Below are 21,112 nucleotides of genomic sequence, written 5' to 3'. Positions count from 1 at the left end.
CACACCTGTTCTCATCCCGAACACAGAAGTTAAGCACTTCAGCGGCGACAATAGCTGGGCCTGCCTCAGTGAAGATAGCACGCTGCCAGGTGATCGACATCCTTATGGATGTCTTTTTCTTTTTATTTATGAAAAAACTATTGTATACGAATGCAAACGATTGTTATATAATGAGGAATGCTGAGGAGATTAAGTATGAAAAAATTAAAAATATCACAACTATTATCAATTTCTTTAATGTTGTTTGCCATATTTTTTGGAGCTGGGAATATGATTTTTCCTCCTGCTATGGGGCAACTTGCAGGAGAGAATTTCTTAAGTGCATTGTTTGGGTTTATTCTGACGGATGCAGGAATTGCGATTTTAGGAATTACAGCTGTTGTTTTGGTAGGGAATTCTATGAGTGATTTGGGAAATTTAATAGGAAAGAAGTTTGCTTTATTCCTATCCGTTGGAGTTTACTTGTTAATTGGCCCACTCTTTGCGCTTCCAAGAACTGGAAGTGTATCCTATGAAATAGCACTCCTTCCTTACATTGGAGGTGCTAACTCATTTCTAATTAGCTTATTATTTACTGCAGCATTTTTCGGGGTAACATATTATCTTTCTAGCAATCCTAATAAAATTGTTGATGTTGTAGGTAAGTATTTAACACCAATATTGTTGTTAAGTATTGCGGCGATCTTTGTGGCCTCTTTATTTATGGGGCATGATAGTGCAAATTTAGCATTTGGAGAAATTGGAAAAGCACAGGGTGAATACGCTACTATTCCATTCTTTAAGGGAATGGTAGAAGGCTATAATGCATTAGATGGACCTGCGGGACTTGCGTTTTCAATTATTGTTATCAGTGCTATTAAAGGATATGGGATTAAAGATAAGAAACTAATTGCTAAATATACGGTGCAATGTGGATTAGGTGCTGCGTTCTTTCTAGCTATTGTGTATTTTGCATTGACGTATGTTGGTGCTATCACAGGGACTCCTTTTGCGAATGGAGGTTCATTACTACACGCAGTAACCAATCATTTGTTTGGAGGGATTGGCGGAGTTATACTTGGGGTTGCAGTTTTATTCGCATGTCTGACAACTTCCATTGGTTTAACGACATCATTCTCGGATTACTTTCAAGGGATATTTCCAAAGTGGTCCTATAAGAAAATAGCATTTTGTGTATGTTTATTTAGTTTTATTATTTCCAATGTTGGATTGAACCAATTGATTACCATATCATTACCAATATTGATTATGATCTATCCAGTAACTGTTATTCTCATGTTGTTGTCATTCTTGAAAAATTATATTGGTAAGCGCAAAATGGTGTATGTGCTAGGAATGGCGTTCACCTTTATAGTTGCGTTTGTAAACGGATTGGAAAGCGCGGGGATTACACTAGGCGTCATTGGAGAAGTGTTTCATGCGTTACCATTCTATGAGTTAAGTATAGGATGGATACTTCCAGGGTGTATAGGTGCACTGCTAGGGTGCTTGCCAATTTGGAATCAATTTTATAAAGAAGAAAGTATAAAAACAGAGGTGAATTAGCACTTCTGTTTTTTGTAGCCAATTTTTATACAATTTATTCAAAAATATATTGACAAATGAAGGGCATTTGATTTATCATAGATAGGCAAGTGGATTTTTATCAGTTCCCGTCATGGGAATTATATTTACACTTCAAAATGACACACCCGGAAATGTGTGTTACGAAAGGAGGATATTATGCCAACAATTAATCAATTAATTCGTAAAGGTCGTGAACAGAGCGTGAACCAATCAAAATCACCTGCTCTGAATAGAGGATATAATTCCATCAAAAAACGTCCTACAAACTTAAGTGCACCTCAGAAACGTGGTGTTTGTACTCGTGTCGGAACAATGACACCTAAGAAACCAAACTCTGCGCTACGTAAATATGCCCGTGTACGTTTAAGTAATGGAATGGAAGTTACTGCTTATATTCCAGGGATTGGACATAACTTACAGGAACATAGTGTAGTTATGATTCGTGGTGGACGTATTAAAGATTTACCAGGGGTTCGTTACCATATTATTCGTGGTACATTGGACTGTGCTGGTGTTGCTAACCGTAATCAGAGTCGTTCTCTATACGGAGCAAAAAAACCTAAAGAAAAGAAATAGTCAATTGTGAAAGGAGGAATTTAAAATGCCTAGAAAAGGACATATAGCAAAGCGTGACGTATTAGTAGATCCTATTTACAACTCCAAATTGGTTACTCGTTTAATCAATAAAATCATGATTGACGGAAAAAGAGGAGTTGCACAGACGATCCTGTACAACGCATTCGATATTATCGAAGTAAAAACAAATGAAAAACCAATGGAAGTTTTCGAAAAAGCTTTAGAAAACGTTATGCCATTGTTAGAACTTAAAGTTCGTCGTGTTGGTGGTGCAAACTACCAGGTCCCAGTAGAAGTATCTGCTGAAAGACGTTTGACATTAGGTCTACGTTGGGTTGTAAACTACGCACGTTTAAGAAATGAAAAAACTATGGAGCAAAGATTAGCTGCTGAAATTATGGATGCAGCAAATGGAAGCGGTGCATCTGTTAAAAAACGTGAGGATACTCACAAAATGGCAGAAGCTAATAAAGCATTTGCTCACTACCGCTGGTAAGAAAGGAGTCATATAATGGCACGTCAGTATTCATTAGAAAAAACACGTAACATTGGTATCATGGCTCATATCGATGCCGGTAAAACGACAACTACTGAACGTATCCTGTATTATACTGGAGTAAACCACAAAATTGGAGAAACTCATGATGGAGCTTCTACGATGGACTGGATGGAACAGGAACAGGAACGTGGAATTACCATTACATCTGCTGCAACAACAGCAGCATGGAAAGAACACCGTATCAATATCATCGATACTCCGGGTCACGTTGACTTCACTGTTGAGGTTGAACGTTCTCTACGTGTATTAGATGGTGCGGTAACAGTACTTGATGCAAAAGCTGGTGTTGAACCTCAGACAGAAACTGTTTGGCGTCAAGCAACAACTTATGGTGTACCAAGAATTGTATTCTGTAACAAGATGGACGCAACTGGTGCTGACTTCTTAATGTCATGCAAAACAATCGTTGATCGTTTAGGTGCTAAATCTTGCCCAATTCAGTTACCAATCGGTGCTGAATCATCATTCACTGGTATCGTAGATATCATTGAACGTAAATCAGAAATCTACACAAACGATTTAGGAACAGACATGCAAGAAGGTGAAGTTCCTGAAGATTTAAAAGATCTTTGTGAAGAATATCGTGCAAAACTTATCGATTACCTTGCAGACTATGATGAAGATTTCATGATGGCTGTATTGGAAGGTGAAGAACCAAGCGTTGAAGACATCAAACGTGTATTACGTATTGCTGTTTGTGCTGGTGACTTCTTCCCTGTTCTTTGTGGTTCAGCTTACAAGAACAAAGGTGTTCAGATGGTATTGGACGCAGTTGTAGATTACTTGCCTTCACCAGTTGATGTACCTGCAATTAACGGTACATTAGAAAATGGTGATCAAGAAGTTCGTCATTCAAGTGATGAAGAACCATTCTCTGCATTAGCATTCAAAATCGCAACTGACCCATTCGTTGGTAAATTATCTTTCTTCCGTGTGTATTCAGGTACTGCGGATGCAGGAAGTTATGTATTAAACTCTACTAAGGGTAAAAAAGAACGTTTTGGACGTATCGTACAGATGCATGCAAACGCTCGTAAAGAAATCGACAAAGTTTATGCTGGTGATATCGCTGCTGCTGTTGGATTGAAAGTAACTACTACTGGAGATACATTATGTGCAGAAAATGCGCCAATCATTCTTGAGTCAATGGAATTCCCAGAGCCAGTTATCGAATTGTCTTTGGAACCTAAGACAAAAGCTGACCAGGATAAAATGGGTCTTGCTCTTGCAAAACTTGCAGAAGAAGATCCTACATTCAAAACATATACAGATCAAGAAACAGGACAAACAATCATCGCTGGTGTTGGTGAACTTCACCTTGACATTATCGTTGACCGTTTGAAACGTGAATTCAAGGTAGAAGCAAATGTTGGACAACCAATGGTTGCTTACCGTGAAACGATCCGTACTGCTGCTGAGTGTGAAGGTAAATACATTAAGCAATCCGGTGGACGTGGACAATACGGACATGTTTGGATCAAATTTGAGCCTCAAGAAGAAGGTAAAGGATTTGAATTCGTGGATGCTACAGTTGGAGGAAGTGTTCCTCGTGAATACGTTAAACCTACTGGAGAAGGTGTCGAAAATGCATTAGCAAATGGTATCTTAGCTGGATATCAAGTAATTGATATCAAAGCAACATTATTCGATGGTTCTTACCATGATGTCGATTCCAGTGAAATGGCATATAAGATTGCTGCTTCTATGGCTTTAAAAGCTGCTGCTAAAAAATGTAACCCAGTTATCTTGGAACCAGTTATGATGGTTGAAGTTACAGCACCAAATGAATATTTAGGATCTGTTATGGGAGATGTTAGCTCACGTCGTGGTGCTATCGTTAACCAGGAAGAGAGAGGAAACGCAATTATCGTTCAAGCTCACATTCCACTATCTGAAATGTTTGGATATGTTACAGATTTACGTAGCTTTACTCAAGGACGTGGAAATTACTCCATGAAATTCGATCACTATAGTGAAGTTCCTAAGAGTATTGCTGAAAAAATCATTAAAAACAACAGTTCTGAAAATTAATTGTTGCTTTTATAAATCGTTTGAATTAGAATATATTTGAAATCTATAAATTTAGGAGGACATTTAAAAATGGCTAAAGAAAAATTTGACCGTTCCAAAACCCATGTGAACATTGGAACTATTGGACACGTTGACCACGGTAAAACTACATTAACTGCTGCAATCACTAACGTTCTTTCAAAAGACGGTATGGCTGAAGCAAAAGCTTACGACGCAATCGACGGAGCTCCAGAAGAAAAAGAACGTGGAATTACAATCAACACTGCACACGTTGAGTACCAGACTGCTGGTCGTCACTATGCACACGTTGACTGCCCAGGACATGCTGACTACGTTAAGAACATGATCACTGGTGCTGCACAGATGGATGGTGCTATCCTTGTTGTTGCTGCATCTGATGGTCCTATGCCTCAGACTCGTGAGCACATCTTACTTGCTCGTCAGGTAGGTGTTCCTTACATCGTTGTATTCTTGAACAAATGCGACATGGTTGATGATGAAGAATTAATCGACCTTGTTGAAATGGAAGTTCGTGAATTATTAAGCGAGTACGGATTCGACGGAGACAACACTCCAGTTATTCGTGGTTCTGCTTTAAAAGCTCTTGAAGGTGACGACAAATTTGTTGGAGCTATTCATGAGTTAATGGATGCTGTAGATGCTTATGTACCAGATCCAGTTCGTGAAACTGACAAACCTTTCTTAATGTCTGTAGAAGACGTTATGACTATCACAGGACGTGGAACAGTTGCTACTGGACGTGTTGAACGTGGTGAAGTTAAATTAGGTGAAGAAGTTGAAATCGTTGGTATCCACGATACTAGCAAAACTGTAGTAACAGGATTAGAAATGTTCCGTAAACAGTTGGACGTAGCTCAGGCTGGTGACAACATCGGTGCACTTCTTCGTGGTGTTAACCGTGAAGAAATCCAACGTGGACAGGTTCTTGCAAAACCAGGATCTGTTAAACCACATACAAACTTCAAAGCTCAAGTATATGTATTAACTAAAGAAGAAGGTGGACGTCATACTCCATTCGTATCTAACTACCGTCCTCAGTTCTACTTCCGTACAACTGACGTAACTGGTGTTATTACATTACCTGAAGGAACTGAAATGGTTATGCCTGGGGATAACGTAGAAATGACTGTTGAATTGATCGCTCCAATCGCAATCGAAAACAACACTAAATTCTCTATCCGTGAAGGTGGACGTACTGTAGGTTCTGGAAACGTTACAGAAATCATTAAGTAATTATTGATAAATAAAGAGTGCTCAAGTAGCGCTCTTTTTTTGGTTATGCATAGGAAAGAGCAAGTGTGACAGAATGAAGGCGAAAAGGTGATGAAGAACACGCTCACCATACTATTTGGAATCATTTTGCTGCTTAACACTTGGTATACTTTGTTTGATGTAAATTCTCTAATATGAATTACAGTTTTGATAGAGATATGAATTCCAATAAATGTATGAATAAACTTGCTTTGTCATGGGAACATGCGTATAATAAAGGAAGTCATCGACAGGGGTGCCGCAAGGCTGAGATCCATTATTGGAATCCCTTATGACCTGATCTAGTTAATGCTAGCGTAGGGAGTCAGATCTATCTAATATATTTTAGATTTGTTTGCTTACGCCTCACGGAGGTGTTTTTTTATGAATCAAAAGACTAGAAAATTAGTATTTGTTGCATTTTATGCAGCCTTGGGTATCGTTTTGAACTATTGTACGAAGTTCTTGCCACAGATGCCAAATGGAGGAACGTTGGAGTTGCCAGTGATTGCTTATTTTGTAGCAAGTTTCCATCTTGGATGGAAGTATGGTGCAGCAACGGGTTTGATAAGTTGGATAGTAGGTGTTGTGTTTGGTTTGAGCAATTATATTGTGTCACCGATGCAAACGATGCTTGATTATATCGCTCCCGTCTTAGTTGTTGGAATTGCGGCGATTTTTCCAGCCATCAAACTTGGGAAACTAAACATCAGCAATATTTATATTGGGATATGCTTGGGAATGTTCTTGAAATATATGTCTCATACATTAGCTGGTGTATATTTCTGGTTTCCAGAGGGAAGTGCTGCAGGTAGTATGGCGGCTTGGATTTATTCAGGATGGACGTACAATCTATTCTATAACCTCATGACTTTGATCGTTGCGATAATCATCGTACCTGTCTTATTGAGAGCGTTGCGTAAATCTAGCAGAGATGAATTTGTAGGAATCAAAGAATAACTAGTTTAGAAGGTGTTAAGTCATCTTCTTTTCTTTTGTAAAAAATAGAAATTTAGATGAAAAAACATAAAATAAAAAAAAGTAAAATAATGCTTGCATTTGCCTATGTTTTCTTGATATAATATTCCCACGACCGCGAGGACATGCGAGGTTGCCGACCCACTGAAAGGCGTTGTCATGAGACAGTGCTTCGGGGAATTCGCATCGAGCGAGTCTATAGTCGATATAGACGAAAGGAGATTATTCATGGCAAAAAATAGCGTAAGAATTCGCTTAAAAGCTTATGAGCACAGAATTCTGGATGCATCTGCAGAAAAGATCATTCAGGCAGCACAGTCTCATGGAGCTAAGAAAATTGTTGGACCAGTACCCCTTCCAACTGAAAAGCAGGTAGTAACAGTCCTGCGTGCGGTACACAAATATAAAGATTCTCGTGAGCAATTCGAGATCAGAACTCACAAACGTTTAATTGAGATTGTTGGACCTACTGCGGAAACAATCGACTCATTGAGTCGTTTAGAACTTCCAAGTGGTGTTGACATCGAAATTAAGCTGTAATGGAGGTGACATCATGAAAGGTATTTTAGGACGTAAACTTGGGATGACACAAGTCTTTACAGAAGATGGAACATTGATTCCTGTAACTGTAGTAGAAGCTTGCCCTAATATCGTATTACAAAAGAAAACAGAAGAAAACGATGGTTACAATGCGGTACAGTTAGGCTTTGAAGAAATCAAAGAAAAACGTACAACAAAAGCAAACATCGCACATGCTGCAAAAGCAAATACAACTGCAAAAAGATTTGCACAGGAAGTTCGCGATGCTGACTTCGCTGATTTAGATCTTGGTGCAGAAGTAAAAGTTGATATCTTCGCTGCAGGAGAAACGGTAGATGTTATCGGAACTTCTAAAGGTAGAGGATTCAATGGTACAATCGTTCGTAACAATGCGAAGATTGGTCCAAAGAGCCATGGTTCTGGACATCACAGACACATCGGTTCATTAGCAACAAATGGTATTACATCTCGTCAGGGTAAGATTCTGAAGGGAACAATGATGGCTGGTCAAGAAGGTGGTTATAGAACTACTAACCAAAACTTAACAGTTATCAAAGTAGATGTTGAAAACAACTACCTATTAATCAAAGGAAACGTGCCAGGACCAAGACGTGGTCTTGTCATGGTTAGAACTGCTAAATGTTCCAAGGGAGACAAAACTCCAGTAACATTGGTAGATTACGCGAAAGAGGAGGAATAAAAGATGCCTAAGATGGTCGTACTTAGCCAGAGCGGTAAAGAGTTGAAAGAAATCACTCTTGCAGATACAGTGTTTGGCATCGAGCCAAATCAGCAATGTATCTTTGATGCCATTGTTATGCAACGCGCAAGTATGCGTCAGGGAACTCACGACACTAAAAACCGTACAGAAGTACGCGGTGGTGGACGTAAGCCTTGGCGTCAGAAGGGAACTGGACGTGCTCGTCAAGGTTCTATTCGTGCAACACAGTGGAGAGGTGGAGGAATCGTATTCGGTCCAACACCAAGAAGCTACAGCTACAAATTAAACAAAAAAGTTCGTCGTCTTGCACTTAAATCAGTGTTGTCTGAAAAAGTGTTAGATAACGCAATGTGTGTTGTTGACAAGTTTGATCTTGATGCGCCTAAAACAAAAGCGTTTAATCAGATTATTGCTGATATCAATGCACCTAAGAAAACATTATTCGTAGTAAGTGAAGAAGAAAACTTTGAAAATGCATTCCTAAGTATGCGTAACATCCCATCTATGATGATGTTAACTGCTGATGGAATCAATGTTTACGATATCGTAAATGCTAACAAAATTGTTTTCACAGAAGCTGCTGTGAAAGATGTTGAGGAGGCACTTGCATAATGAATAACTATAAAGACATTATCGTTCGTCCAATCATCACTGAAAAAACGATGAAATACATGGATGCTGACAACAAAGTTACATTTGAAGTAAAAAAGGGAGCCAACAAAACATTGGTAAAACAAGCCGTAGAGAGTGTCTTCGGAGTGGACGTTGAAAAAGTTAACGTTGTCAATGTAAAATCCAAAGAAAAAAGAATGGGTAAATACGTTGGTAAAACCAAAGCTGTCCGTAAAGCTTATGTAAAAATCAAAGCTGGTCAGGACATCAACTTATTCGGCGAAGAAGCTGAATAATATCAGGAAGAAGAACGCTATTTCCTGAATAAATATTGCGTAAGGAGGAAATTGACACATGCCAATTAGAAAGTATAAGCCGACCACTCCAGGTCGTCGTGGTATGACTAGTTTGACGTATGAAGAAATTACGACAAACCAGCCAGAAAAATCATTACTTGCCCCTTTAAAAAGTAAAGGTGGACGTAATAACAATGGACGTATTACAACACGTCATCAAGGTGGTGGACACAAGAGAAGCTACCGTATTATCGACTTCAAAAGAAATAAAGACGCTATCCCTGCTAAAGTAGCAACGATCGAATACGATCCTAACCGTTCTGCAAACATTGCTTTATTAAACTATGCAGATGGTGAAAAACGTTACATCTTAGCGCCTAAGGGATTGACTGTTGGAATGAGCATCGTATCTGGTGCTGAAGCCGACATTAAATTAGGTAACGCAAAAGCAATAAAAGACATGCCAGAAGGTACTGTTATTCACAATATCGAATTAAAACCTGGTAAAGGTGGTCAGTTATGTCGTTCTGCTGGTACATCTGCACAGATTTTAGGTATTGAAGAAAAATACGCAACAATCCGTTTAGCATCTGGAGAAGTTCGTAAAATCTTGTCTGATTGCCGTGCTACCATTGGTCAGGTTGGGAACGAAGATCACAGCCTTGTAAACTATGGTAAAGCTGGTCGTAACCGTTGGAAAGGTATCCGCCCAACTGTTCGTGGTTCTGTTATGAACCCTAACGATCACCCTCATGGTGGTGGTGAAGGACGTACTCCAGTAGGACGTAAATCACCAATGACTCCTTGGGGTAAAAAAGCTATGGGTGTTAAAACTCGTAAGCACAAAAAGGCTTCAACGAAATTAATCGTTCGTCGCCGTAACGGTAAATAGGCAAAGGAGGAAATGAAAAAATGAGTCGTAGTCTAAAAAAAGGCCCATTCTGTGATGACCACTTAATGAAAAAAGTGGAAGAATTGAATGCTGCCGGTAAAAAAACAGTAATCAAAACATGGTCACGTCGTTCAACTATATTCCCTCAGTTCGTGGAACACACATTTGCCGTTTACAATGGTAAAGAACACCTTCCAGTCTATGTTACAGAAGACATGGTAGGACACAAACTTGGTGAATTCGTTCCAACTCGTAAATACGGTGGACACGGAGACGATGACAAGAAAGGCAAACGATAGGAGGAAACGATGATGGAAGTTAAATCAACCGCTAAAACATTACGTATCCCACCTAGAAAAGCTCGTCTTGTAATCGACCTGATTCGTGGGAAAGATGTTGCAGAAGCTGCTGCAATCTTAAAATTTACACCAAATGTTGCTTCAGAAGCAATCGGTAAAGTGTTAAACACTGCGATTGCAAACGCTGTAAACAACAATGATTTAAATGAAGAAAAATTATACGTGAAAGCATGTTATGCTAACGAAGGTGTTACTTTGAAACGCTTCATGCCACGTGCTAAAGGATCTGCTAGTGCAATCCACAAACGCACCAGCCACATTACAATTGTGGTTGCTGAGCGTGATTAAGGAGGTAGAACATGGGACAGAAAGTTAGTCCAATCGGATTACGTGTCGGTGTCATCCGTGACTGGGAGTCAAGATGGTACGCTGATAAAGATTATGCCGATTTGTTATTAGAAGATGTTAAAATCCGTGAATTCGTATTCAAGGAGTTAAAAGCAGCATCTGTTTCAAGAATCGAAATTGAACGTTCTAAAAACCGTGTTGAAGTTATGATCCGTACAGCTCGTCCTGGTGTGATCATTGGTACAAACGGTGAAAGTATTGAACTGTTGAAGAAAAAATTAAACAAATTAACTGGTGGAAAGAACGTTTACATTAAAGTTCTTGAAATCGCGAACCCTGATCTTGATGCAAGATTAGTAGCTCGTAGCATCGCTGATCAATTAGAACAACGTGCTAGTTTCCGTACTGCTCAGAAAAAAGCTATTCAAAGAACAATGAGAGCTGGAGCAAAAGGAATCAAAACTGCTGTTTCTGGACGTTTAGGTGGAGCTGATATGGCTCGTACTGAAGGATATTCTGAAGGTAATGTACCTTTGCATACACTTCGTGCTGACATCGACTACGCTTGGGAAGAAGCAAGTACTACTTACGGTCGTTTAGGTGTTAAAGTTTGGATTTGCCGTGGAGAAGTTCTACCTGGACAAATGGTTCAGGAACCAGAAGCTCCTAAATTCCCAACAAACGACAGACGTCGTAACAACCGTCGTAACAACAACCGTGGTGGAAACAACACAAACAGAAACAATGCGAAAGCTCCTGCACAAGCAGCTGGGGCTCCTAAGAAAGCTACAGAAGGAGGGAACTAATCTATGTTGATGCCTAAAAGAACAAAATATAGACGTCCTCACCGTTTAAGCTATGAAGGACGCGCAAAAGCCGGACGTGATGTATCGTTTGGTGAATATGGTTTAGTTGCTGACACTGGTGCTTATATTAGTAACCGTCAGATAGAGTCAGCACGTATCGCCATGACTCGTTATATGAAACGTGGTGGTAAAGTTTGGATTCGTATCTTCCCTCATATGGCTAGAACGAAAAAACCTCTTGAAGTACGTATGGGTTCTGGTAAGGGTGCTCCTGAAAGCTGGGTAGCAGTCGTTAAAGCAGGCCGTGTTATGTTTGAAATCGCAGGAGTACCAGAAGAAGTAGCACGTGAAGCTTTCCGTCTTGCTTCTCACAAACTTCCAGTGAAGACAAAATTTGTCGTTAGAAAAGGAGAGAAGTAATTATGACAGCGAAAGAGATCAGAGAAAAAAGCAATACTGAATTACTACAAGAGATCGAAACGCTTAAAGATGAACTTTTTAATCTTCGTTTCCAACAGGCTACAGGACAGTTGGCAAACACTGCTCGTTTAAAGACAGTTAAGAAAACAATTGCCCGTATCAAAACAGTGATGACTGAGCGCGAGCTTAGTGGTCAGGATTAAGGAGGATCGTTAAGTTATGGAAAGATCTAACCGTAAAGTATATCGTGGAACTGTTGTTTCCGATAAGATGGATAAAACAATCACAGTAGTGGTTGAAACAAAAAAAGTTCACCCATTATATGGGAAACGCGTAAAGTATTCTAAGAAATTTAAAGCTCACGACGAAAACAATGAAGCTAAAATAGGAGATGTAGTAACAATTATGGAAACACGTCCATTATCTGCTACAAAACGTTTCCGTTTGGTGAAAATCGTCGAAAAAGCTATACAGCTGTAGGCGCTAGGAGGTAGATACTCATGATACAAAACGAAAGTAGATTGCGCGTCGCTGACAATACGGGTGCCAAAGAAGTTCTTGTTATCCGTTGTTTAGGTGGTAGCGTTCGTAAGTTTTCAAACATCGGGGATATCGTTGTCTGTGCTGTAAAGCAAGCTGCTCCTGGTGGAACTGTTAAAAAAGGTGACGTTGTTAAGGCTGTAATCGTACGTACAAGACGTGGGGTTCGTCGTGACAATGGAACATACATTAAATTTGATGACAATGCTGTTGTCCTAATCAAGGATGATAACACACCACGTGGAACTCGTATTTTTGGACCAGTTGCTCGTGAATTGCGTGACAAAGACTTTATGAAAATTGTGTCTTTGGCACCAGAAGTACTATAAGGAGGTGTCTTTGTGAAAATCAAAAAAGGTGATAAAGTTCAAGTTATTACAGGTGCTTACAAGGGTACCATCGCTGAAGTAACTAAAGTTTTCCCTAAAGAAGACAAAGTCATTGTGGAAGGTGTCAACATGGTGAAGAAACACCAGAAACCTACCCAACAGAATCCTGATGGAGGCATTATTGAAAAAGAAGCTCCTATCCACGTTTCTAACGTAATGGCTTATGACTCTAAAGCAAAAAAAGCTAGTAGAGTTGGATACGAAATTAAAGAAGATAAAAAAGGCAACAAAGATAAAGTGCGCGTCTTTAAAAAGACCGGCGCAGAAGTTAAGTAAGGGGAGGTTAAAGGATGAACCGCCTAAATGAAAAATACACACAGGTTGTTGTGCCTAACATGATGAAAAAGTTTGGTTACAAATCCGTAATGGAAGTACCTGCTGTTGAGAAAATCGTAATTAACATGGGTATTGGTGAAGCTGTTGCCAACCCAAAAGTGCTGGATGAAGCTGTTGCTGAATTAGCACAGATCACTGGACAAGCTCCAGTCATCACAAAGGCAAAAAAATCTATCGCGAACTTCAAACTTCGTGAAGGTATGCCAATCGGATGTAAAGTTACATTAAGAAGCGAAAAATTATACGACTTCCTAGATAAACTTATGAACATCTCTTTACCACGTGTTCGTGACTTCCGTGGAGTTTCTGATTCATCATTTGATGGTCGTGGAAACTACACATTGGGTGTTAAAGAACAACTTATTTTCCCAGAAATCAATTTCGATAAGGTAAATAAAGTTCGTGGTATGGATGTAGTTATCGTTACATCTGCAAAAACAAATGAAGAAGCTAAGGCACTCCTTGAAGAATTAGGTATGCCTTTCAAGAAATAGGAGGACTTATACATGGCTAAAACATCAATGATCAATAAACAGAAACGTCCTCAAAAGTTCAAGGTACGTGAGTACACACGTTGCGAACGTTGTGGCCGTCCTCACTCAGTTTTACGTAAATACAAACTTTGCCGTATTTGCTTCCGTGAACTGGCTTATAAAGGTCAGATCCCGGGTGTGAAAAAGGCTAGTTGGTAGTCAGATAGGAGGAATACAGTCATGATTATGACAGATCCGATTGCAGATATGCTTACTAGAATTCGTAACGGTGTGCAAGCACGTCACGAAGTTGTAGAAGTTCCTGCTAACAAAGAAAAAATTGAAATCGCAAAGATTTTGAAAAATGAAGGTTTCATCACAGACTATAATGTGGATGGAGATACTAAAAAAGTTATCAATATCACTTTGAAATATGGTCCTAATAACGAAAAAGTAATCAATGGATTAAGAAGAATTTCTAAACCAGGTTTACGTGCATATGCAAAAGTGGATGCTATCCCTCGTGTATTGAACGGTCTTGGTATTGCAATTATTTCTACATCTCATGGATTAATGACAGATAAAGAAGCGAAAGCTAAACATGTTGGTGGCGAAGTAATCGCCTACGTGTGGTAATAGCTTAACGGAGGAAAGATAAATGTCACGTATCGGTAATAAAGCGATTACCATTCCTGCTGGTGTTGAAATCAACATCGCTGCTGGGAATGAGGTGACTGTTAAAGGTCCTAAAGGAACTTTAGCTCGTCAGTTTGATTCTAACTTAGGAATCAAAATAGAAGAAAATATTTTAACTGTTACTCGTCCTAATGATGAGAAACATATCAAACAACTTCACGGAACAACTCGTGCCTTATTAGCAAATATGGTAGAAGGTGTTTCCGAAGGATTTACAAAAGATCTAGAGATCGTTGGTATTGGATATCGTTCTGCAGTTAGTGGCAACAAATTAACATTGAACGTTGGACACTCACACCCAATTGAATTTGCAATTGAAGAGGGATTGAAGGTGGAATGTACATCCGCAACCGAAATCAAAATTTCAGGAATTGACAAACAACGCGTTGGTGAATTCGCTGCAAATGTACGTGCTGTTAGAAAACCAGAACCTTACAAAGGAAAAGGTATTCGCTATAAAGGTGAATATGTTCGTCGTAAGGAAGGAAAAACAGCAGGTAAGAAATAGTGGGAAAGGAGAACTTGAACAATGCTTAAGAAAATATCTAGAAATGATGAGCGTCTACGCCGTCACGTGCGTGTTCGTACCAAAATCAGCGGTACTCCTGAATGTCCCCGCCTGAACGTTTTCCGTTCAAACAGCAACATTCACGCACAAATTATCGATGATGTTAATGGAAAAACATTGGCATCAGCAAGTAGTGTAGAATTGAAATTAGAAAACGGTGGAAATACAGAAGCCGCTAAAACTGTAGGAACAGAAATCGCAAAACGTGCAAAAGAAGCAAAAATTGAAACTGTTGTATTTGACCGTGGAGGATATGTTTACACAGGTCGTGTCAAGGCGCTGGCTGATGCAGCTAGAGAAGCCGGACTGAAATTTTAGGAGGTTATGCGAATGGAACGTAAACCAAGAAGAGATCAGCGTGAAAAAGAATTTGAAGAACGCGTTGTTACCATTAACCGTGTAACGAAAGTAGTAAAAGGTGGACGTCGTTTCCGTTTTGCTGCTCTTGTCGTTATTGGAGATAAAAAAGGTCGCGTAGGGTTCGGTACAGGAAAAGCAAACGAAGTACCTGACGCTATTAAAAAAGCTATCGAAGATGCAAAGAAAAACGTATTCCATGTTTCAATGGTAGGAACTACAATTCCTCATGAAATCGTTGGAACTTATGGAGCTGGTGAAATTTTCCTTCGTCCTGCTTCAGAAGGTACGGGAGTTATCGCTGGTGGTGCAGTTCGTGATGTATTAGAACTTGCAGGTATCAACGATGTTCTATCTAAATGTATCGGTTCACGTACACCAATCAATATGGTACGTGCAACAGTAGAAGCATTGCAGAACCTGAAAACGGTAGAAGACGTAGCTCGTCTCCGTGGTAAAAAACCAGAAGAAATTCGCGGTTAACAGGAGGGTGAAACTATGAAATTACATGAAATGAAATATACAGAAGGATCTAGAGAATCGGCTTTCCGTAAAGGTCGTGGACATGGATCTGGAAATGGTAAAACAGCTGGTAAGGGTCATAAAGGACAGAACGCAAGATCTGGCGGAGGAGTTCGTTTAGGTTTTGAAGGTGGTCAGACACCATTAGCTCGTCGTTTACCAAAACGCGGATTTACAAACTTCACTCGTAAAGAGTATGGTATTGTAAACGTAGCATCTTTAAATAACTTTAAAGATGGAACTGAAATCACTCCAGAATTATTATTGGAATGTGGTTTAGTTAAAAAAGAACTTGATGGCATCAAAGTATTAGGCGAAGGTGCTTTAGAAAAGAAATTAACTGTAAAAGCTAACAAATTCTCTAAATCAGCGATCGCTGCCATTGAACAAGCAGGCGGAAAAGCAGAGGTTATCTAATCATGTTTAGAACCTTTGTGGACATGTTCAAGAATAAGGATATTCGTAAAAGAGTATTCTTTACTCTTGGCATGCTGTTTATCTTTCGCTTTGGATCTGCAATAACAGTTCCAGGTGTAGATGTAACGGAGTTAACAAAAGGTATTGAAAATAACTCATTGTTTAATATGATCAACCTGCTGGGTGGTGGAGGCTTGGAACAATTATCTGTCTTTGCGATGGGTGTTGGTCCATATATTACGGCTTCTATCATCATTCAATTGTTGTCCATGGACGTTGTTCCATCCCTAACGGAGCTTGCTAAAGGCGGGGCAACAGGGAAAAAACAGATCGATCGTTATACACGTTATTTAGCTGTTGTTCTTGCGTTTTTCCAGGCAACAGTTTTAGTATATGGGTTCTCTCAACAGTACACTACGTTACTTGTTGGTGGGAATACATGGGCATCTATCCTTTATGTAACAACACTGTTAACTGCAGGGTCAATGTTCCTTTTATGGATCGGAGATCGAATCTCTATGAAGGGTATTGGAAACGGTATTTCCTTCATTATTGCTGCGGGTATTATCTCTCGTCTTCCATTCCAGTTTCAATCTGCATGGGAAACGATGGTTGGTACAAAAATGGCAGCTACTAGTATAGCAGCCTATGGATTATATATCTTATGCTATCTGTTGATTATTGTATTTGTTGTATGGATGCATACAGCAGAACGTAAAATTCCTATTCAATATACAAGTAGTACAGTAACAACTAGAAACAAGGATAACACATACTTGCCATTGAAAATCAATTCCGCAAGTGTAATTCCAGTTATCTTTGCATCTGCCATCATGGTAGCGCCTTTACAGCTATGCCGTATGATTTGGCCAAGTGCTAGTTGGTTAACTACACTTGATCGTTTTATGGGAATGCAGACTGCAGAAAGTCTTGTAATCTATGTAGTACTTATTCTTCTATTTACTTTCTTCTATGCAAAACTACAGGTTGATCCTGAAAAAATCGCAGAGAACTTAGGGAAATCAGGAACTTATATTCCAGGCATTCGTCCAGGAAGTGAGACAAAGGACTACATCAATAAAGTATTAAGTAGAATCACTGTATTGGGAGCTATCGGACTTGCATTCATTGCAGTACTTCCACATGCACTACCTTTGATTAAGAGCATCAATTTACCAGCTAATATGGGAATTGGTGGTACTGGAGTTATCATCGTTGTTGGTGTAGCTATGGAAACTGTAAAACAGATTCAAGGACGCTTAACTCAGAAATCCTATCAGGGATTTATGGATAAATAGAAGGTGAAGCAAATGAATATCCTTATTATGGGAGGACCTGGTGCTGGTAAAGGTACTATGTCTTCGAAAATCGTTGAAAAGTTTAATGTAAACCACATATCTACAGGAGATATCTTCCGTAGTGAAATCGGGAAGCAGACTGAACTTGGCATGATGGCAAAAAGCTATATGGATAAAGGTTTGCTTGTACCTGATGAAGTTGTTAACAACATGGTGAAAAGTTACTTAGAAAAATTAGAAGATAAGAAAAACGGTTTCTTATTAGATGGTTATCCAAGAACTTTGGATCAGGCAAAAGCATTCGATGCATTGGCAAATGGTAGTGAACTTGCAATTGATAAAGTCGTTGCTTTGGACATCGATTTTGAAATATTGTCAGGACGTATTACAGGTCGTCGTATATGCAAAGATTGTGGTGAAATCTATCATGTTACTTCACATCCTTCTACAATTGAAGGGAAATGTGATAAATGTGGTGGAGATCTGTATCAGCGTAAAGATGATACAGTAGCAAGTCTAATTGTACGTTTGGAAGAATACAGCAATCAAACTGCTCCTGTTCTTGCATATTATGCAGATAAGGGCATTGTATCTACGATTGATGCTAGTCAACCTATTGAACGCGTATGGGAAGATGTGCTATCAGCTCTGGAGAAATAGAATGGTGAAAGCCAAGACAAATCAAGAGTTGACATTTATGAGAAAAGCGGGTATAATTGTTGCGCTTGCACATCGTGCTGTAAGTGCAGCAATGAAGCCTGGAATTACGACAAAACAGATTGATGAAATCGTTGAAGATGTTATCAAAAAGAACGGCGGAAAGCCGTCTTTTAAGGGTTTGTACGGATTTCCAGCTGCTACCTGTATTTCTATAAATTCCGTTGTTGTACATGGTATCCCAGACGATACAAAATTACAGGACGGTGACATTGTTTCAGTAGATATCGGTGCCAGTTATCAAGGGTATCATGGAGACTCTGCATGGACATATGCTGTAGGAAATGTGAGTGAAGATGCACGATCTTTAATGAACGTGACCGAAGAAGCCTTATATGAAGGTTTAAAAATGGCAAAAGCAGGGAATCATTTAACTGATATATCTCATGCGATTGGAGAATATGTGTATGCACATGGGTATTCCATTCCACGAGATTTTGCAGGGCATGGTATTGGAACTTCTGTCCATGAAGATCCGACAGTTCCAAATTTCGGTTCTGCAGGTCATGGCGTTCTTTTGAAAGAAGGAATGACGTTGGCAATTGAACCTATGGTTCACGCAGGCAGACCACAGACAAGAATGATGAGCGATGGTTGGACGACAAAAACCAGAGATGGTAGCCTTGCCGCCCACTATGAACATACGATCGTCATCATGAAAGATGGGTATGAAATACTTACCGTATTAAATAAGGAGGAACATCCAGATAATGGGTAAACAAGATGTTATTGAAATTGATGGAGTAGTAATCGATACTCTACCAAACGCAATGTTTAAGGTGAAACTCGAGAACGGACACGAAATTCTGGCTCACGTTTCTGGTAAAATCCGTATGCATTACATCCGCATTTTACCAGGGGACCGTGTAACTGTGGAGATTTCACCCTACGATTTAACACGTGGGCGTATTACATTCCGACATAAATAAGTCGTGAATAAGGAGGAAAACGCATGAAAGTAAGACCATCTGTCAAACCAATGTGCGATAAGTGCCGCATTATCAAACGTAAAGGCCGTGTTATGGTTATTTGCGAAAATCCAAAACATAAACAAAGACAAGGAAACTAATGGAGGTGTAATGTAAAATGGCTCGTATTGCAGGTGTTGACTTACCACGCGATAAGCGTGTTGTAGTGTCATTGACGTACATTTACGGTATCGGACGTCCTACAGCAGAAGAAATTCTAGCAAAAACAGGAATTAGTCAAGATATCCGTGTAAAAGATTTAAGCGATGAGCAGGTAAATGCTATTCGTACAGAAGTAGATGCTGTCAAAGTTGAGGGTGATCTACGTCGTGAAGTTCAATTGAACATCAAACGTCTGATGGAAATCGGATGTTACCGTGGAATCCGTCATAGAAGAGGATTACCAGTTCGTGGACAACGTACAAAAACAAACGCACGTACTCGTAAGGGTCCAGTGCGCACAGTAGCAAATAAGAAGAAATAGGACGATAGGAGGAAATTAAATAATGGCAAAGAACGTAAAAGCGGGCGCTCGTAAACGTAAGATCCGCAAGAATATTGCTCGTGGATGTGCTCATATTCACTCAACTTTTAACAATACCATCGTTACTATTACTGATGAAAACGGAAACGCTGTAGCATGGTCAAGTGCAGGAGCATTAGGGTTCAAAGGTTCTCGTAAATCTACACCTTTTGCGGCACAAATGGCTGGAGAAGCTGCAGGTAAAGCAGCAATAGAGAATGGTATGAAGACAATTTCAGTGAATGTGAAAGGTCCAGGTCCTGGACGTGAAGCAGCTGTAAGAGCATTACAGGTAGCTGGACTTGAGATTTCAATGATTAACGATGTAACACCTATTCCACATAATGGATGTCGTCCACCAAAACGACCACGTGGTTAGTAGTAAACCTAAACTGAGGAGGTAATTATGCAAAAATTCGAACGTGCACATTTTGAAGTAAAAGAATATATTGATTCAGAACATTACGGTAAGTTTGTATTTGAACCTTTAGAAAGAGGTTTTGGAACAACTATTGGAAATGCACTAAGACGTGTTTTGCTCTCCTCTTTACCAGGAGCTGCCGTATTTTCAATTAAAGTTGATGGTGTTTACCATGAGTTTACTTCAATTCCAGGAATTGTAGAAGACGTAACGGCAATCATCCTAAACATTAAAACGCTGGTTATGAAAATTCAGGACGATGAGATTTATACTCTTCGTATCTCTAAACAGGGACCTGGTGAAGTAACTGGGGCTGACATTATCTGCCCAGAAGGAGTAGAAGTACTAACACAGGACTTACATATCTGTACTCTTGAAGAGGGTGGTATGTTAGAAATGGAACTACAAGCTCGTAATGGACGTGGTTATGTGAGTGCAGACACAAATAAACAGTTATATCAATCACCTAATCAACCATTAGGTATTATTTATACAGATTCAATTTATACACCAATTGAAAAAGTGGCATACAATGCTGAACCAACTCGTGTTGGTCAGGATGCACACTATGACAAAGTTACTTTGGAAATTTGGACGGATTCTTCCATTTCTCCAGCAGAATCTATTGCACTAGGTGCTAAGATTTTGATTGATCATTTAGAATTATTGACAAATGTTCATGAAGCTGTGAATGATATGGAATCTGTGATGAAAGAAGCACAGGGAGAAGTACAGAACAAAGGACTTGTTATGATGATTGAAGATCTTGACTTATCCGTACGTTCATACAACTGTTTAAAACGTGCAGGAATTCAAACTGTTGAAGAACTGACACAAAGAACAGAAGATGAAATGATGAGAGTAAGAAACTTAGGTAAGAAATCATTAAAAGAAGTAAAAGATAAGATCTATGATTTGGGATTAAACTTCAAATCATACGAATAAAATACTCGCAAGGGAGGTTAATGACC

At 39.4% G+C, this 21,112-nt stretch carries 34 protein-coding genes, 1 rRNA gene and 1 riboswitch; all 35 genes read left to right on the top strand.

Annotation, left to right across the window (positions count from 1 at the left end; all coding sequences use genetic code 11):
• Nucleotides 1-91: ribosomal RNA gene (gene rrf / locus ACWG42_RS08160) — 5S ribosomal RNA — on the top strand; the annotation flags it as partial.
• 104 nt (nucleotides 92-195) lie between these two features.
• Entirely contained in the window at nucleotides 196-1,545 is a 1,350-nt protein-coding gene (gene brnQ / locus ACWG42_RS08155) for a branched-chain amino acid transport system II carrier protein (protein ID WP_455791448.1), read from the top strand.
• 177 nt (nucleotides 1,546-1,722) lie between these two features.
• Nucleotides 1,723-2,142 carry a 30S ribosomal protein S12 gene (rpsL, locus tag ACWG42_RS08150; protein WP_455791447.1) on the top strand — a complete coding sequence of 140 codons (420 nt, stop codon included), beginning with the start codon at nucleotides 1,723-1,725 and terminating at the stop codon, nucleotides 2,140-2,142.
• A gap of 25 nt (nucleotides 2,143-2,167) precedes the next feature.
• On the top strand, nucleotides 2,168-2,638 hold the full coding sequence (gene rpsG / locus ACWG42_RS08145) for a 30S ribosomal protein S7 (RefSeq protein WP_455791446.1): 471 nt from the start codon (nucleotides 2,168-2,170) through the stop codon (nucleotides 2,636-2,638).
• A 15-nt stretch (nucleotides 2,639-2,653) separates the two neighbouring features.
• On the top strand, nucleotides 2,654-4,732 hold the full coding sequence (gene fusA, locus ACWG42_RS08140; RefSeq protein WP_455791444.1) for an elongation factor G: 2,079 nt from the start codon (nucleotides 2,654-2,656) through the stop codon (nucleotides 4,730-4,732).
• 69 nt (nucleotides 4,733-4,801) lie between these two features.
• The gene (tuf, locus tag ACWG42_RS08135) at nucleotides 4,802-5,986 is read left to right on the top strand and encodes an elongation factor Tu (protein WP_455791443.1); all 1,185 of its coding nucleotides are present in this window, start codon (nucleotides 4,802-4,804) and stop codon (nucleotides 5,984-5,986) included.
• A 260-nt stretch (nucleotides 5,987-6,246) separates the two neighbouring features.
• Nucleotides 6,247-6,345: riboswitch (TPP riboswitch) on the top strand.
• A gap of 43 nt (nucleotides 6,346-6,388) precedes the next feature.
• Nucleotides 6,389-6,964: an energy-coupled thiamine transporter ThiT gene (locus ACWG42_RS08130; RefSeq protein ID WP_455791442.1), complete on the top strand. Its 576-nt coding sequence runs from the start codon at nucleotides 6,389-6,391 to the stop codon at nucleotides 6,962-6,964.
• A 246-nt stretch (nucleotides 6,965-7,210) separates the two neighbouring features.
• On the top strand, nucleotides 7,211-7,522 hold the full coding sequence (gene rpsJ, locus ACWG42_RS08125; protein WP_455791441.1) for a 30S ribosomal protein S10: 312 nt from the start codon (nucleotides 7,211-7,213) through the stop codon (nucleotides 7,520-7,522).
• Nucleotides 7,523-7,535: 13 nt separating this feature from the next.
• A complete protein-coding gene (gene rplC, locus ACWG42_RS08120; RefSeq protein ID WP_455791440.1) occupies nucleotides 7,536-8,222 on the top strand; it encodes a 50S ribosomal protein L3 in 687 nt (228 codons plus the stop codon).
• 3 nt (nucleotides 8,223-8,225) lie between these two features.
• A complete protein-coding gene (gene rplD / locus ACWG42_RS08115) occupies nucleotides 8,226-8,855 on the top strand; it encodes a 50S ribosomal protein L4 (protein WP_455791438.1) in 630 nt (209 codons plus the stop codon).
• Nucleotides 8,855-9,151: a 50S ribosomal protein L23 gene (gene rplW, locus ACWG42_RS08110; protein ID WP_455791437.1), complete on the top strand. Its 297-nt coding sequence runs from the start codon at nucleotides 8,855-8,857 to the stop codon at nucleotides 9,149-9,151. The genes rplD and rplW overlap by 1 nt, the downstream gene beginning before the upstream one ends.
• 58 nt (nucleotides 9,152-9,209) lie before the next feature.
• Nucleotides 9,210-10,043 (top strand): 50S ribosomal protein L2, encoded by an 834-nt coding sequence (rplB, locus tag ACWG42_RS08105; RefSeq protein WP_455791436.1) that lies wholly within the window; start codon nucleotides 9,210-9,212, stop codon nucleotides 10,041-10,043.
• Nucleotides 10,044-10,063: 20 nt separating this feature from the next.
• Nucleotides 10,064-10,342 carry a 30S ribosomal protein S19 gene (rpsS, locus tag ACWG42_RS08100; RefSeq protein ID WP_455791435.1) on the top strand — a complete coding sequence of 93 codons (279 nt, stop codon included), beginning with the start codon at nucleotides 10,064-10,066 and terminating at the stop codon, nucleotides 10,340-10,342.
• A gap of 12 nt (nucleotides 10,343-10,354) precedes the next feature.
• Nucleotides 10,355-10,690, top strand: coding sequence for a 50S ribosomal protein L22 (rplV, locus tag ACWG42_RS08095; protein ID WP_455791449.1), 336 nt, complete (start codon nucleotides 10,355-10,357; stop codon nucleotides 10,688-10,690).
• Nucleotides 10,691-10,701: 11 nt separating this feature from the next.
• Nucleotides 10,702-11,496 (top strand): 30S ribosomal protein S3, encoded by a 795-nt coding sequence (gene rpsC, locus ACWG42_RS08090; RefSeq protein WP_455791434.1) that lies wholly within the window; start codon nucleotides 10,702-10,704, stop codon nucleotides 11,494-11,496.
• A 3-nt stretch (nucleotides 11,497-11,499) separates the two neighbouring features.
• The gene (gene rplP / locus ACWG42_RS08085; RefSeq protein WP_455791432.1) at nucleotides 11,500-11,916 is read left to right on the top strand and encodes a 50S ribosomal protein L16; all 417 of its coding nucleotides are present in this window, start codon (nucleotides 11,500-11,502) and stop codon (nucleotides 11,914-11,916) included.
• A 2-nt stretch (nucleotides 11,917-11,918) separates the two neighbouring features.
• Complete coding sequence (gene rpmC / locus ACWG42_RS08080) at nucleotides 11,919-12,119, top strand: 50S ribosomal protein L29 (RefSeq protein ID WP_455791431.1); 201 nt, start codon at nucleotides 11,919-11,921, stop codon at nucleotides 12,117-12,119.
• A 16-nt stretch (nucleotides 12,120-12,135) separates the two neighbouring features.
• Nucleotides 12,136-12,396: a 30S ribosomal protein S17 gene (rpsQ, locus tag ACWG42_RS08075; RefSeq protein ID WP_455791429.1), complete on the top strand. Its 261-nt coding sequence runs from the start codon at nucleotides 12,136-12,138 to the stop codon at nucleotides 12,394-12,396.
• Nucleotides 12,397-12,416: 20 nt separating this feature from the next.
• Nucleotides 12,417-12,785, top strand: coding sequence for a 50S ribosomal protein L14 (rplN, locus tag ACWG42_RS08070; protein ID WP_455791427.1), 369 nt, complete (start codon nucleotides 12,417-12,419; stop codon nucleotides 12,783-12,785).
• Nucleotides 12,786-12,797: 12 nt separating this feature from the next.
• Entirely contained in the window at nucleotides 12,798-13,121 is a 324-nt protein-coding gene (rplX, locus tag ACWG42_RS08065; RefSeq protein WP_455791425.1) for a 50S ribosomal protein L24, read from the top strand.
• Nucleotides 13,122-13,135: 14 nt separating this feature from the next.
• Nucleotides 13,136-13,675, top strand: a complete 540-nt coding sequence (rplE, locus tag ACWG42_RS08060) for a 50S ribosomal protein L5 (protein WP_455791424.1) — start codon at nucleotides 13,136-13,138, stop codon at nucleotides 13,673-13,675.
• Nucleotides 13,676-13,687: 12 nt separating this feature from the next.
• A complete protein-coding gene (locus tag ACWG42_RS08055) occupies nucleotides 13,688-13,873 on the top strand; it encodes a type Z 30S ribosomal protein S14 (protein ID WP_455791422.1) in 186 nt (61 codons plus the stop codon).
• A gap of 21 nt (nucleotides 13,874-13,894) precedes the next feature.
• Nucleotides 13,895-14,290: a 30S ribosomal protein S8 gene (gene rpsH, locus ACWG42_RS08050; protein WP_455791421.1), complete on the top strand. Its 396-nt coding sequence runs from the start codon at nucleotides 13,895-13,897 to the stop codon at nucleotides 14,288-14,290.
• A 22-nt stretch (nucleotides 14,291-14,312) separates the two neighbouring features.
• Complete coding sequence (gene rplF, locus ACWG42_RS08045) at nucleotides 14,313-14,858, top strand: 50S ribosomal protein L6 (protein ID WP_455791420.1); 546 nt, start codon at nucleotides 14,313-14,315, stop codon at nucleotides 14,856-14,858.
• Nucleotides 14,859-14,879: 21 nt separating this feature from the next.
• Nucleotides 14,880-15,236: a 50S ribosomal protein L18 gene (gene rplR / locus ACWG42_RS08040; protein WP_455791418.1), complete on the top strand. Its 357-nt coding sequence runs from the start codon at nucleotides 14,880-14,882 to the stop codon at nucleotides 15,234-15,236.
• A gap of 12 nt (nucleotides 15,237-15,248) precedes the next feature.
• Entirely contained in the window at nucleotides 15,249-15,758 is a 510-nt protein-coding gene (gene rpsE, locus ACWG42_RS08035) for a 30S ribosomal protein S5 (protein WP_455791416.1), read from the top strand.
• Between the two features lie 15 nt (nucleotides 15,759-15,773).
• Nucleotides 15,774-16,214, top strand: coding sequence for a 50S ribosomal protein L15 (rplO, locus tag ACWG42_RS08030; RefSeq protein ID WP_455791415.1), 441 nt, complete (start codon nucleotides 15,774-15,776; stop codon nucleotides 16,212-16,214).
• A gap of 2 nt (nucleotides 16,215-16,216) precedes the next feature.
• Nucleotides 16,217-17,512: a preprotein translocase subunit SecY gene (gene secY, locus ACWG42_RS08025; protein WP_455791414.1), complete on the top strand. Its 1,296-nt coding sequence runs from the start codon at nucleotides 16,217-16,219 to the stop codon at nucleotides 17,510-17,512.
• 12 nt (nucleotides 17,513-17,524) lie between these two features.
• Nucleotides 17,525-18,172, top strand: a complete 648-nt coding sequence (locus ACWG42_RS08020; protein WP_455791413.1) for an adenylate kinase — start codon at nucleotides 17,525-17,527, stop codon at nucleotides 18,170-18,172.
• A gap of 1 nt (nucleotide 18,173) precedes the next feature.
• Nucleotides 18,174-18,947 (top strand): type I methionyl aminopeptidase, encoded by a 774-nt coding sequence (gene map / locus ACWG42_RS08015; RefSeq protein WP_455791411.1) that lies wholly within the window; start codon nucleotides 18,174-18,176, stop codon nucleotides 18,945-18,947.
• Nucleotides 18,940-19,158, top strand: coding sequence for a translation initiation factor IF-1 (gene infA / locus ACWG42_RS08010; RefSeq protein WP_455791410.1), 219 nt, complete (start codon nucleotides 18,940-18,942; stop codon nucleotides 19,156-19,158). Before map ends, infA begins: the two co-directional genes overlap by 8 nt.
• Nucleotides 19,159-19,181: 23 nt before the next feature.
• On the top strand, nucleotides 19,182-19,298 hold the full coding sequence (gene rpmJ, locus ACWG42_RS08005) for a 50S ribosomal protein L36 (RefSeq protein WP_455791408.1): 117 nt from the start codon (nucleotides 19,182-19,184) through the stop codon (nucleotides 19,296-19,298).
• A 17-nt stretch (nucleotides 19,299-19,315) separates the two neighbouring features.
• Complete coding sequence (rpsM, locus tag ACWG42_RS08000; protein WP_455791407.1) at nucleotides 19,316-19,681, top strand: 30S ribosomal protein S13; 366 nt, start codon at nucleotides 19,316-19,318, stop codon at nucleotides 19,679-19,681.
• Between the two features lie 22 nt (nucleotides 19,682-19,703).
• Nucleotides 19,704-20,099 carry a 30S ribosomal protein S11 gene (rpsK, locus tag ACWG42_RS07995; protein WP_455791406.1) on the top strand — a complete coding sequence of 132 codons (396 nt, stop codon included), beginning with the start codon at nucleotides 19,704-19,706 and terminating at the stop codon, nucleotides 20,097-20,099.
• A 27-nt stretch (nucleotides 20,100-20,126) separates the two neighbouring features.
• Nucleotides 20,127-21,086 carry a DNA-directed RNA polymerase subunit alpha gene (locus ACWG42_RS07990; protein ID WP_455791405.1) on the top strand — a complete coding sequence of 320 codons (960 nt, stop codon included), beginning with the start codon at nucleotides 20,127-20,129 and terminating at the stop codon, nucleotides 21,084-21,086.
• The last annotated feature ends 26 nt before the right edge of the window (nucleotides 21,087-21,112 follow it).

It is taken from the genome of Amedibacillus sp. YH-ame10, assembly GCF_053848885.1.
Note: the sequence above shows the minus strand (reverse complement) of the source record. Positions and strands in the feature narration are given on the sequence as shown.